This is a genomic window from Psychrobacter sp. UBA3483 (genome assembly GCF_002377905.1).
Lineage (GTDB): Bacteria > Pseudomonadota > Gammaproteobacteria > Pseudomonadales > Moraxellaceae > Psychrobacter.
Genome location: NZ_DFQS01000020.1, coordinates 1 through 12570, shown reverse-complemented (window position 1 = coordinate 12570; position 12570 = coordinate 1). Strand labels below are relative to the sequence as shown.

At 39.3% G+C, this 12570-nt stretch carries 15 protein-coding genes and 1 pseudogene; 14 read left to right on the top strand and 2 right to left on the bottom strand.

All coding sequences use genetic code 11. The features are described from left to right. Positions 1 to 30: 30 nt before the first annotated feature. The 11 genes and pseudogenes from B2866_RS03920 to B2866_RS03870 all read left to right on the top strand — a co-directional run. Positions 31 to 411: pseudogene (locus tag B2866_RS03920) on the top strand (serpin family protein); the annotation flags it as partial. A 26-nt stretch (positions 412 to 437) separates the two neighbouring features. Further along, on the top strand, positions 438 to 1652 hold the full coding sequence (locus B2866_RS03915; protein ID WP_296190883.1) for an SEL1-like repeat protein: 1215 nt from the start codon (positions 438 to 440) through the stop codon (positions 1650 to 1652). Between the two features lie 689 nt (positions 1653 to 2341). After that, a complete protein-coding gene (locus B2866_RS03910; RefSeq protein ID WP_296190882.1) occupies positions 2342 to 3736 on the top strand; it encodes a serpin family protein in 1395 nt (464 codons plus the stop codon). A 48-nt stretch (positions 3737 to 3784) separates the two neighbouring features. After that, positions 3785 to 4255, top strand: a complete 471-nt coding sequence (locus B2866_RS03905) for a DUF4825 domain-containing protein (RefSeq protein ID WP_296190881.1) — start codon at positions 3785 to 3787, stop codon at positions 4253 to 4255. Between the two features lie 114 nt (positions 4256 to 4369). Then, positions 4370 to 5218, top strand: a complete 849-nt coding sequence (locus B2866_RS03900) for a hypothetical protein (protein WP_296190880.1) — start codon at positions 4370 to 4372, stop codon at positions 5216 to 5218. A gap of 127 nt (positions 5219 to 5345) precedes the next feature. After that, positions 5346 to 6209: an IS30 family transposase gene (locus B2866_RS03895; RefSeq protein WP_296190879.1), complete on the top strand. Its 864-nt coding sequence runs from the start codon at positions 5346 to 5348 to the stop codon at positions 6207 to 6209. Between the two features lie 33 nt (positions 6210 to 6242). Further along, positions 6243 to 6611 (top strand): serpin family protein, encoded by a 369-nt coding sequence (locus B2866_RS03890; RefSeq protein ID WP_296190884.1) that lies wholly within the window; start codon positions 6243 to 6245, stop codon positions 6609 to 6611. Positions 6612 to 6637: 26 nt separating this feature from the next. Continuing rightward, positions 6638 to 7111 (top strand): hypothetical protein, encoded by a 474-nt coding sequence (locus tag B2866_RS03885; RefSeq protein WP_296190877.1) that lies wholly within the window; start codon positions 6638 to 6640, stop codon positions 7109 to 7111. A gap of 33 nt (positions 7112 to 7144) precedes the next feature. Further along, a complete protein-coding gene (locus tag B2866_RS03880) occupies positions 7145 to 7822 on the top strand; it encodes a hypothetical protein (protein WP_296190875.1) in 678 nt (225 codons plus the stop codon). Positions 7823 to 7872: 50 nt separating this feature from the next. Continuing rightward, a complete protein-coding gene (locus B2866_RS03875) occupies positions 7873 to 8190 on the top strand; it encodes a hypothetical protein (RefSeq protein ID WP_296190874.1) in 318 nt (105 codons plus the stop codon). A 209-nt stretch (positions 8191 to 8399) separates the two neighbouring features. Continuing rightward, positions 8400 to 8591: a hypothetical protein gene (locus B2866_RS03870; RefSeq protein ID WP_296190873.1), complete on the top strand. Its 192-nt coding sequence runs from the start codon at positions 8400 to 8402 to the stop codon at positions 8589 to 8591. On the opposite strand, the gene B2866_RS03865 is transcribed toward B2866_RS03870, so the two are convergent. Both B2866_RS03865 and B2866_RS03860 read right to left on the bottom strand, forming a co-directional pair. Continuing rightward, a complete protein-coding gene (locus B2866_RS03865; RefSeq protein ID WP_296190872.1) occupies positions 8588 to 8923 on the bottom strand; it encodes a hypothetical protein in 336 nt (111 codons plus the stop codon). The genes B2866_RS03870 and B2866_RS03865 overlap by 4 nt on opposite strands. 364 nt (positions 8924 to 9287) lie before the next feature. After that, on the bottom strand, positions 9288 to 9578 hold the full coding sequence (locus B2866_RS03860; protein WP_296190871.1) for a hypothetical protein: 291 nt from the start codon (positions 9576 to 9578) through the stop codon (positions 9288 to 9290). 125 nt (positions 9579 to 9703) lie between these two features. Between B2866_RS03860 and B2866_RS03855 the strand changes: the two genes are divergently transcribed. Genes B2866_RS03855 through B2866_RS03845 form a run of 3 tightly spaced genes read left to right on the top strand, consistent with a single transcriptional unit; the run spans position 9704 to position 12440 of the window. Further along, positions 9704 to 11068 (top strand): serpin family protein, encoded by a 1365-nt coding sequence (locus B2866_RS03855; RefSeq protein ID WP_296190870.1) that lies wholly within the window; start codon positions 9704 to 9706, stop codon positions 11066 to 11068. A gap of 11 nt (positions 11069 to 11079) precedes the next feature. Next, entirely contained in the window at positions 11080 to 11595 is a 516-nt protein-coding gene (locus B2866_RS03850) for a hypothetical protein (RefSeq protein ID WP_068405430.1), read from the top strand. Further along, complete coding sequence (locus tag B2866_RS03845; protein WP_296190869.1) at positions 11592 to 12440, top strand: hypothetical protein; 849 nt, start codon at positions 11592 to 11594, stop codon at positions 12438 to 12440. Before B2866_RS03850 ends, B2866_RS03845 begins: the two co-directional genes overlap by 4 nt. Positions 12441 to 12570: the final 130 nt, after the last annotated feature.

Here is a 12570-nt window from a genome sequence, read left to right as displayed (position 1 = left end):
CATACTTTTTGAAACACCACCAAGAATTTAAGTGCCGATCAAATTGGTCAGTGGACTCACAATATGAAAATAAAAGCAGTCGATTTGCAGCTGCCTAAGTTTAAAATGGAACAAGATTATAAAATGGATGGGCTACTGGCTGAAATGGGAATGCCAATCGCTTTTGATAGTCGCGCTGACTTTAGCTTATTCAATGACGAGCAGTCATTAGCGGTAGATTCTATTATTCATAAAGCGGTGGTTGAGGTTGATGAAAAAGGTACAGTGGCGGCAGCTGCTACAAGTATAGTGCCAGTAGTCGTCTCAGCTAATTATGACGTTGAGTTTAATGCCAATCGTCCCTTTATGTTTATGATTAAAGACAATAAAACCGATGCCATATTGTTCTTAGGGCAAGTGAATAAACTATAGCAATGTGTATTTTGGAGCGATTTAATATGCAAAGATTCAAACAGAATTTAATGAGGAATATAACAATCTCGGTATTATCGTTCGGGCTGTCTGTATCCGCTATAGCAGCTGATTATATAGCAGAAGAAGCAACTGAACAGCTAGAAGGCAACTATACTCAGCAACAGCTTGCCAAGCTATATTTAGAGAATTTAGACTTGCCCGAAGATAGCAGGAAACCGTATGAATGGTTTGCCATTCGAGGATATGCTCCTGCTCAATTCATGCTGGGTCTCCAAGCTTATGATCCTATAAACAAGATCAAATGGTATCAGATAGCTGCTGATAACGGGCATACCTCTGCAATAGCCAATCTTGCCTATATCTATTATGCGGGTAAGTATGGCGTACCTCAGGATTACGCCAAGGCTTTTAAATTATATAAGACCTTAGCCGATACTGATGACATGCAGGCTCAGTATCAACTTGGAGAGATGTACTATCATGGTGCAGGTACGCCTCAAAGCTACAGTCAGGCTTTTACCTATTATCAGAAGGCCGCTGATAATGAAAAAATGGAGGCTCAATACACAAAAATGTATGCTGAGTATAGCTTGGGGCTTATGTATTATAGCGGTTTAGGTGTTGCCCAAGATTATAAAAAGGCCTTTCATATCTTTGAAAAGCTTGCTGCTCAAGGTGATACTGATGCTGAATATAACTTGGGAGTCATGTACGATCGCGGCTTAGGGGTTACTCAGGATAAGATCAAAGCAAAAGAATGGTTTGAGATAGCGGCTAGTCGGGAGAGTTATACTGGTCTTGGAAAGACTCATGCCGAATACCGTCTAGGGAAAATGTACTTTGAGGGAATAGATGTTGTACAAGACTATGATGTAGCCTTAAGCTGGTTCAAAAAAGCGGCGAGTAATAGTTACTTCTTGGGTCGTGGAGAGATGAGTAAAGGGCATTTACTGACACAATATCAGTTGGGTGATATGTATTATGATGGGATTGGCGTCACTCAGGATTATACTCAAGCCTTTAGATGGTATGAACAAGCGGCCAGAAATAGATACCGTAATACGGTTGATGGGTCATGGAGCAAAGGTAGTGAACGCGCTCAGTATCTTATAGCACTGATGTATTATAAGGGCTTAGGTGTTAATAAAGACAAAGCCATGGCAAAAGAGTGGTTAGAAGTATCTTGCGATAACGATTACCAAGCGAGTTGTGATTATCTTCAGAAACTCTCTAAATAAGGAATTTAGTTTTTAAAGATGATGGGTTTTAGGTTATTGAGATAACATCAGTGTACTCTACCGTATCCCTATAAAGCCGATTAAGCGCTTTTTAACTCAATGCCTAACATCCATTACAAATCTGGTTTGGGCAAGGTCATCCTGCTGTATAGACCATTTTTATCTTATAGTAAATGTATATCGTTTTTTATCGTATGAAGCGGCATAGGGCACTGCATCTCTAGAATAGGTCTTCTTATCCTGATCGGTATAGTCAATAGATATGGAGTCTTCATAGCTTGTGTATTGGATAGCATAGCGATAGGAGGAGTTAGGCGGCAAATCTCCGATTAAGTCCACTCTCTTGGAGCTGGTATACTTGACGCGTACGTCAGATATGAGATAAGGGCTTTCGTTATTTATGATAATTTTGCCTTTATCCTTCTCAAAATATGAGCAAGATATTAAAAGCATACTCATCAATCCTATTAGAACATTCTTATTAAAAACCATATTTCTCTCACTTTTACGATTTACTACTACTACTGGCTTATTAGAAATCGTGCAAAATCAGTAATGTACCTATTCGCTAATCACTTTTAGGCATTCTTAAGTTCAGTACAGCGCGCTTACCAAACTACACTAAACGATTGTATAGAGATGATACTAGAATGGCATCATCTTAACTCTACATTATTAGTGAAGCAGATATGAAGAATAACCAGTATTGTTATCTCAAAAAAGTACACTGTAATCGTGTCATAGGTGCATTGGCGGTCAGCAGCCTGTTATTGATTGTCAGTGGCTGTGATAGCACCATCAAAGAGTCGAAACCTACTGACACAGTAACCAATACCGCACCAAACTTAGACAACCCATCCTTGTTAGATAAGAATAAAAATAACTCTGATTATAAGGCTGTTAGTAAAGATGGCTTTATTGCGGCTGATGATGCCACTTCAACATCAGACGGCGTCGAAAAAGTCATTACTGCCAGCAACCAGTTCGCCGTTGATATGTACCAGTATATAAACGAGCAACCTGATCAAGCAGATAAGAACGTATTTTTCTCACCCTATAGTTTATCCACTGCTATGGCTATGATGTATGCCGCAGCAGAAGGGGAAACGAAGCAGCAAATTCAGAAAACCTTTCACTATCCGTCAATGGATATTCTTAACCCCAATAGTGCCGCGCTCTATAATCAATTTAATAAACCTAATTCCGACTACAAGCTTGCCACGGTTAACGACTTATGGATGGAACAAGTGTTAACGCCTACTAAGTCCTACGTAGACACCGTACAACGCTATTATGGCGGTCAAGTGACCAACCTTAATTTTAACGGCAGTCCTGAGCCTTCGCGGCTCATCATTAATAAAAAAATTGCTCAGCATACCAATCAGATGATTCCTGAGTTACTACCAAAGGGCAGCATTCCATCTAGTGTTGTTGCAGTATTAACTAACGCCGTTTACTTTAAGGGCGACTGGAAAATGCCTTTTGAGGCAAATAGCACCTATGAGCAGCCTTTTTATCCCCTCACAGGCGAACCCTCTGATGTCAAAATGATGAATATGCAGACTGATTTCGGCTATAGCGAGGACAAGCAAGTGCAGGTCGTGCAATTGCCTTACAAGGGCGATGACTTATCCATGTTAGTGGTATTACCCAAATCAAAAGGCAAAGTGGCGATGCAGCAGCTGGTGCGTGATTTGAGCGCTGATAAGATTAAAAAGTGGAATAAAGATCTAGTTACTCAAGAAGTGAATCTTTCCTTACCAAAGTTTAAGCTTACAGAGCGCTATGATATGAAAGGTTTGCTTTCAGAGATGGGTATGCCAAGCGCCTTTAAAGACAAAGCTACATTCAAACTATTTGATGAGCCTCTAGCGATAAAAGTTGATGATGTTTATCATCAGGCAGTGGTCATCGTCGATGAGAAAGGGACCGAAGCCGCAGCCGCGACAGCCATTGTAGCAGTAGAAGCTTCTGCTCCTATAAGTCAGCCAGTGGAATTTAAAGCCGATCATCCTTTTATGTTCATGATTAAAGACAACAAAACCGATGCGATATTGTTTTTAGGGCAAGTGAACAAACCTTAAAAGAGCGAATGACGGCAATAAGACTTAACCGACTGTTGATGAGACACTATGAAAAAAATGCTTAAGTTATTATCGTGTTCACTGTTGGTGATTTCCGTCGCCAGTGGATGTAATACGAAGACCACTGAAGAAGATGTGTTTCAATACAAGAATGCCTATGTTGGTGATAATAGTGCAGTCATAAATATCGTAAATCACTCTATGCAATCAGATAACTTCAAGGGGCTTGAACTCAAAACGAAAAAGACACCCTATGGGATTCTCTTAAATTATGATGGGTCAGAGTCAGAAAAGAATGATAAAAGAACCGTGATATATAACGCCACTTACTTATTTGCGTTGATTCAAAATGCAGAGTGGATAACGTTTGATTTTGATCATCAAGAATATAAAATAACAAGAAAAGCTCTAATAGAGTGGTACGGGGAAGATTTCAGCACATTACAAAGTGAAAAGGAGCTAAAAACGTTAATACAAAACAACTGGGATGATGAATACAGAGTAAATCAGTTATTCTGAAACCGCCAAGTATATATCTGTGCAGTTCCCTATACAGTAGCCGAGATAGTGGCTATTACAGTCACTACTCAGCTTTGGATATTATTATAATTCTAATTTATTGTTGAGCCCAATATGCAAAATAACCCACTTCGCTGCTTTAGATATGCAGCCCATAATCGTGTTATCAGCGCCTTAGCTATTACCAGCTTATTATTCGTAGTCAGTGGCTGTGACAGTACCACGAAAGAAGTTAAGCCTACTGACAACTTAGCCACAAACACATCGATTGCAGGTAATGCAGATTTTCCAGATAAAGCTAAAGTCCAGTTAACAGGAGCATTAACTATAACTACTAATGATGCTGAAAACTTAGTTCAATCCAGCGATAATGTTGATAGTAATATCAAATATATGAAAGTAGCGGATAGTGGTTTGCCAGAATTTGAAATTAATAGTTTGAAACGGGACTTTGAAAATTTAAATAAATACGGTAGCTATAGTGGAGGAAATATTACTCATGAATTTACTAAAGCTGGCGACCTGAAAGTTGCTTTGGAAAAAAATAATGGCTTAAAAAATATATTAAAAAAATTAAGTTTTACTCCTACTGATATAGAAGCATCACTTGGTAATGACTTTAAGCTTGTAGGCGCTGATTACTCAGGGGCTCTGAATAAAGGTAAGTTTAATTCTATTTTTAGATATTATGAAAATAATGATGGGAAACGATTTGAGATAAATGAGATGTATTTAACCTCTGAAAATAATTATTCTATTCACATATATATAGAATCATTGAATTTTTATTTAGCAGGTCATCTTGCTACTCTTCAAAATCTAAAAAGCGTTGAAAATAAAGAAATTTACAATCTTGATTTTAACGTAAACAAGAGAGTTTTTTCTATTAGTTCAGAGGGATTCAACTATTCAGAATTTCTACAAACGAGCATGAAAATAGCTGATTTAGCTGAAAAAAAATAACTGTTCTTCCCTAATTATATACTGCTTAGATTAACACATGAAGTGCAACTTCAAAGAGCAGGTGAAAAGTAGGCCTAGATGCGCTAGCATCAAAGCTACTATCCACCGCCAAAGTGAGATTGCAACTATGAGCTATACACATCTAAGCCTAGGGGAACGATATCAGATTTATGCCCTTAGAGGGGCACAACATAGTGTTAAGTTTATAGCAGGGGCGTTAGGCAGAAGTCCAAGCACCATATCAAGAGAGCTTAGACGCAATAAAAGCCTGCGAGGCTACCGAGCAAAGCATGCAGACAACACCGCTAAAGCGAGGCGAGCAAATAATGCCTTCACCATCATTTTAAACGTCTGGGACTGGGTCGTGACTAAGCTTAAACTGCAGTGGAGTCCTGAGCAAATAGCAGGCGTTCATAATGGAGTCAGTCACATGAGTATCTATCGTTACTTATGGACGGATAAGAGGCAAGGCGGCACGCTATGGCAATATTTAAGACGCAAAGCCAAACCCTATCGTCAAAGGCTTACCACTGNNTCCCGCATCGGTGATTGGGAAGCAGACACCATCATTGGTCAAAACCACAAACAAGCTATCGTGACAGTAGTAGAGCGAAAGACAGGTTTGGTTAAGATGAAGCGAGTGACTAAAAAGAGTGCTCATCTGGTCGCGGATGCGATGGTGGTAATGCTGACTCCAGTGAGACTACACGTTAAGACGATTACGTCCGACAATGGCAAGGAGTTTGCGGATCATAAAGCCATTAAGCAAAGACTCTATAGTGGGTTCTACTTTGCTGATGCTTATGCCTCATGGCAACGAGGAACAAACGAAAATACCAATGGCTTGATTAGAGAGTACTTGCCTAAAGGATGTGACTTTAGACAAGTATCTGATGATGAGGTTCAAAATATTGAAGACAGGTTAAACAACAGACCAAGAAAGCGTTTGGAGTTTAAAACGCCAAACCAGATGTTCTATTCCATTAATTAGCGTTGCACTTGGTGTGTTAATCTAGGAACTAAGATTAAGCAATGGAGTGCAGGCTTAGTAAGACAAGAGGTGGACCTTCAACTGCCAAAGTTTACGTTAGATGCGCGTTATCAGATGAAAACGTTGCTTGGTGATATGGGTATGACAAAAGCGTTTAATAATGAGGCTGAATTTAACTTATATGCTGATGGCCCACCGATAAAGCTCGATGAGGTTTATCATCAAGCGGTGGTCACCTTCGATGAAAAAGGGACCGAGGCAGCAGCAGCAACGGCGGCTGTAGGTATGTACACTGGTATGTCTTATCCCGTCGAATTTAAAGCCGACCATCCGTTTATGTTTGTGATTAAAGACAATAAAACCGATGCGATATTGTTTTTAGGGCAAGTGAATAAGCCGTAGCGATATCTATTTTGGAGCGATTAAATATGCAGCGTTTTCAATTGAATACCTTAAGTTGTTTGGCCGTTGTGATGGTTTTATTGTTTTCAGGCTGTGCCGCTAAAAATGAGCCTGTAGATAAATCATCTGAGGGAAAAGAAAAAGTACTGACTAAAGCTATTGAGGAGAAAGTAGAGATTTTAGAATATAGCCCTCCGCTTTATGAAAGCTCAGTAGATGGCGGTATTACAGTCGCTGATGGCACTTTATTGGTCGAAAACGGCTGTTTAATCATTAAACATGACAACTATAAAAACGAGGCGGTAATTAAAAGTGCTTTAGTATTTCCAGAAAACACGACCAGCATCAATGCTGGCATTCTTTTTCATCAAATCAGCGCCTATGACCAATATAAGATTGGTCAAGATTATCGTTTTGGTGGTTTTAGTGGCACGCTTAATGACAAGCGTATTAAACCTCACTCTAAGTGCCAATTAAATAAGGTATGGTTTGTGGCCTAAAAATGGAATGCTAGAGATAAGGAAAAACACGAAATGCATTTTTTATATCGCCTACCTATTTTGATCATACTATTTTTGTCCATGCAAACGGTATGGGCTTGTATGCCGCATTCACCAAATGATGTATTTATTGCTCGTCTGCAATCATCGCAGCCCACATTAATGGATAATCAGCAAAAAGGTTTTGACTTGCAATTTAGTAATTCACGCTTCGTTTTTCGCACCCTTAAAATGTGGTTTTTCTATTCCAAACCTGAGCAATGGCAAACTCATTCTGACTTCAAAAGTATTCAGCTCAATGACTTAATTATTGGTTTGGCTTATAACCAAGATGGCGGGAAACCAGCAGACTATACGGTAGTATCACTGGCAACATTAGGCTGTAAAGACGACAAATTAATAATTGGCAAACCGTTAGTGCCTTTTTTAGCATGGAACCGAGAAAACGGCAGTTGTCGCCATGATAGCCACGATGGTATTGGCATACTGGAGGGGTTTATGGGAGAGGATCAGGAATATTATTTACAGCAGCTACAATCCAAATATCCTACCTGTAATAAGCTGAACGCGGAGTTCCCTAGCGATACTAATAAAAATGAGTTGAGCAATAGCACTGAGTCAGCCAGTACGCATAGTACATCGGAACAAGACAGCCATCCTCAAACATCGTTTTGGGAGAAGATTAAATTATGGTTTGAGCAGTGGATATAACGCCCCTGTATTTAATGACAAATTACGGGAATATAAAATAAGGAGCTGCAATGAATGCTTTATATAGAATGGCAGTCTTAATGATACTTGGGTTAAGTTTGATGTCTTGTGATGCGCTATACAGTACGGGTACGACTAAGAGCACAGCAGAGGACAATCATCTTAATACAGCCGCAAGCTCATTAGACAAATCATTTGCCGCAACAGATATGAGCGACAGTGATTTCAATAAGTTAACACACGCCATACAACCAAATTTTTCAGATAGGCCGCTGCCACAATCCGACTTAACGTTGGCAGATAAGAACAAACGCTCTGATTGTGGTTTTGATATGCGCGTGGCTGATAAAGCAAAGCAGCTGACTTAGAGGGAGCTGTTAATCTAATACCATTGCTGATATCAAAACTCATTTTTTATATGTTACTTACTTACTGATCTGATCAAACGGGTGCGCCTCCCAAGTAGGGAATTGGAATTTAGCTGTAGGCTAATCATACAAATGATTAGGATTGTTGAGACAGTCTCAGCATACTTCATTAAGCACCTACCTTAAATGATTATAGAGAGATGATAACTATGACTATTCAAAATGAATGGAGCGCTAAAGAAAAAAGTATCGCTCAAATTATTAAAGAATTAAATACTTTTGAAGACCAAGAATTGATGGTTATGGTCTCAAGCGACGGCGGAAAGACATTGAAACCTGTTAAGCTACTTGGCAAAGAATTTGATAAAGACAATAAAGCTTATTGCACCCTGTTTATTTAAATGTTCTGACCTTCATTAATCCAATCTTTTATGAGACGCTCAATAAGCGGTAGAGATTCATGTTGATGCCTATAATAAATATTCAGTACCTCAACGCTGCCTGACTCTTCATCGCCAAAATTACTGAGCCAGTAATCAATGAGATTCTCCTTACTCGAATCATAAGACAGTTTGATGGCCTTATCATTAGTTGGATTAATGAAGCTGACATTGTCATCAGTATCTAGCAATTTACCATCCGCCCCATGTCTATTGAAATAGCTCTCCCAACTGTCGGTTCCGACTGTCTTTTTTATGGATTCCCACATTGCTAATGAATTAAGCGCTTTCATGACCTGCTCCGATTTGAAGTGTTAATGATAATTTGCTGATTATAAAAAGATGAACGCGTTTAAAACAAATATTCTAGTAAGAAAGCATTGCGGAAACTACTGTTGAATATGCCGTACAGAAATACACAGGTTGAGAACAGCCACATAATCGACAGGTAGAGTTTGTTTTGATCTGAAGTCCAGCCCCAAGAGCCAAATCTCTTTGTAATGTCAGAGAAAATAAGCCATCTGAAGAGTAAGCAAAGAAAAATATAAAGCACAATCCATTTAAGCATTCTACTGTCACCAGAGTTCATATTAAAATATAGAGTGAGTTAATTAAGTACGTTTACACCGTCACAAATAAACACTGCTTCCCAAAACATTACTTGTCTTCAGAGGTCTTATCTTCTACTGCTTCTACACTTTCGTCTAATTCATGATTAACGTTTTCCAGCTTATCAAGTTTTTCATAGAATATTTGCTTCTCATTCCCTTGATTGCTAAAAATCGCGAGGAAGCTGGAAATTTTATCGGCCGCAGAGCTATTGAAAATATCACCGTCACTGCTACTAAATGACTTGGTCTCTTTCACGCTTACGATATCTAAAAATATCCAAACTGCGGAAACCATCACCACTAGTATAACCAGCCATTTCAACACAATTTTTTTCATAAATACCTCATACGCTTATTGCTGACTCATCTATTATCTCAAAATTTGTTAGCATTTGTTTACTAAGTCAGTTTACACCCATCTATATAATCAATACATCATTGATATCAAAAGCATAAAACATTATGAATAACCACAACCCAATCAAAATTATGACGAACAAGCATATCGCCCGTAGTCTTGCCCTTAGTGGCTTATTGTTGATCATTACTGGCTGTAATAATAGCCTTGTAAACAACAAAGCCATCCAACCAGTCGCCAATATACCTGCCTTGCCAGACAAGACTAAAGAGCAAGCGGACTCTAAAGCTGATAGTAAAGATGTCCCTAATACTGCAGACGACTCTGCTTCAACGTCTGAAGGTATAAGCGCAGTAGTTAACGCTAACAACCAATTCGCAGTGACCATGTATCAACAGCTAAATGGTCAATCAAAGCAAGTGGATGCTAACGTATTTTTCTCACCTTATAGTCTAACCAGTGCTGTAGCCATGTTGTATGCCGCAGCGGAGGGCGACACCAAAGCGCAAATTCAAAAAACCTTTTACTACCCGTCTTTACCCATCCTGAACCCAAACAATGCCGCCCTCTATAATCAATTTAACAAACCCAGCCCAAACTATAAATTAAACACCATTAATGACTTATGGTTGCAAAAGGGGCGTACTCCCAACCAAGCCTATGTCGATACGGTGAAACGCTACTATGGTGGACAGGTCAATACGCTTGATTTTAAAAACAACACCGCAGCCGCTCGTCAAATGATTAATGACAAGATAGCCAAACATACCAATCAGATGATTCCTGAACTGCTATCAAAAGAGAGTGTTCAGCCGAATACCTCGGCGATATTGACCAATGCGGTTTACTTTAAAGCGGATTGGTTCAGTCGTTTCACGGTCAGTGGTGATATGCCTTTTCATTATTTCGATGGCAAAACCAGTGATGTAGATATGATGTTCCAGAATACTGACTTTAAGTATAGCGAAGATGAGCAAGTACAAGTCGTGGAGCTACCTTATAAGGGCAATGAACTATCGATGCTAGTGGTTTTACCAAAGTCAAAAGAGCCGTCAGGCATGCAGATGCTTATCAAGAATTTGTCGACGACACAAATTAATGATTGGACCAAACGTCTAAAGCAGCACGATATCAAACTCAATCTACCAAAGTTTAAGATAGACGAAGGCTACCCGATGAAAGCAGTGCTGATGGATATGGGCATGCCAAGCGCGTTTGGGAATCAAGCTAAGTTTAACGTGTTTGCAGATAGCTCACCCATCGCCATTGACGATATTCATCATCAAGCAGTGATCGATGTTAATGAAATAGGAACAGAGGCGGCAGCAGCGACAGGCGTCGTTGCCGTAGACATATCTGGTTCTATGCATCCACCAGTCGCGTTTAAAGCCGATCACCCGTTTATGTTTATGATTAAAGACAATAAAACCGATGCGATATTGTTTTTGGGTCAGGTGAATAAGCCTTAAGAGAGCGAATAATGAAACCAAAATTTAAATGGTATATGGTGCCGATATTGTTGATATCCGTTATAGCCTGCGATCCTGTCATTGAAATGACGAATACTAATCATAATGCCCAAACTATTAAAGTGGAAGATGAGAGTGCTGCCAACAAACCTACTGAAAACGAAGCACCCACGCGCAAGCAGCAAACGGTGTATGTGACTGCCCTTGATGTTGATTCGGATATGGGTGATGCCGCTGCGGCTCATGGGGTATTGAACACAAAGAATGGCTGTTTATATATGGATGACCTCTTACTCGTTGTAAGTAGCCCACATATTACCTGGACTCAAGACCCTTTTACGATATCCGATATCAATGAATTTATTTTTGAAATTGGTGATACTGTTTTAGTAGGTGGCTCACAAGCTGACTATAAAAATATGGCTTCATTTGCCAGTGATTGGAAAAACCCACCTTTAGCGACTTGTAAAGCTGAAAAAATCTGGTTAATGAATGGTATTAACATACCTCGGGAAGATCTACTATGACAAAGCATAAAATGAATAAAACACTAGCTACGCTACTTATTACTAGTAGCTTGCTTAGTGGTTGTACATCGACAGAAGACAGCAGTATTGATATTGTCTCTAAAATTCCCAAGGAGGATAAAACGATAGAAGTTATTCCTATTTCTACCGTTGCTCAGGACAGCAAAGAGACCCAAGTTGCCCCTATGAGTAAAGCTCAAGCATTAGCCATAGATGCAAAGCATTATGCACGAGCATATGAGGTTAGCCATGTTGAAGCAATGCGCCGTATGCTTGTCATGAATGATGCCCAAGAGCAGATTGATGCTATCAAAAAAGAATTTTCTGATAGGTTGGACGATGCTGGATTCACTAATGAGCCAGAGTTTGCGCTCATCGTAAGCCTATTTGGTGATGGTGCGCCACCTGATCGCACCATATACCGTAATGCTGACAAATTAGAGAACAAACCTATTATATTGTCAGCAGCGGATAAAGAAATGAGGGCAGAAGGCTTTGCTATCACTCAAATGGATATCGATAATGCTGTATCTCTTATTGAAAAACCAACTGCCATTAAAGTTAAATTTATCGATAATTCTAAATCCAAACCACTCACTCAAGAACAAAAAGACAACTATGCAGCGCGATATGAAGAATTACGTAAACGTATTCCAATGCTAGTAGGTATGGGTTATAAGGAAGATGAAGGGCTATTTGTTATAGACGTGCATGAGGATGATTCAAAAAAAGCAGGGTTCACACCAGAACAACTTAAAAAAATCGGTCAAGAAGTTATGAAATCACCAGTACGTATAAAATTTTACGATGGTTATGCTACTGAGGATGTAGCCCCTATAGAATAAAAAGGTAATGCTGTTATCATTTTTAGGGTATACCTAATAAGACTATCCAATAATATATTTGAGATCATCACGATAGGCATGTAAATGATAAATTGTAGTGTTATCTGGATTAACGAACAGGACGAACAGC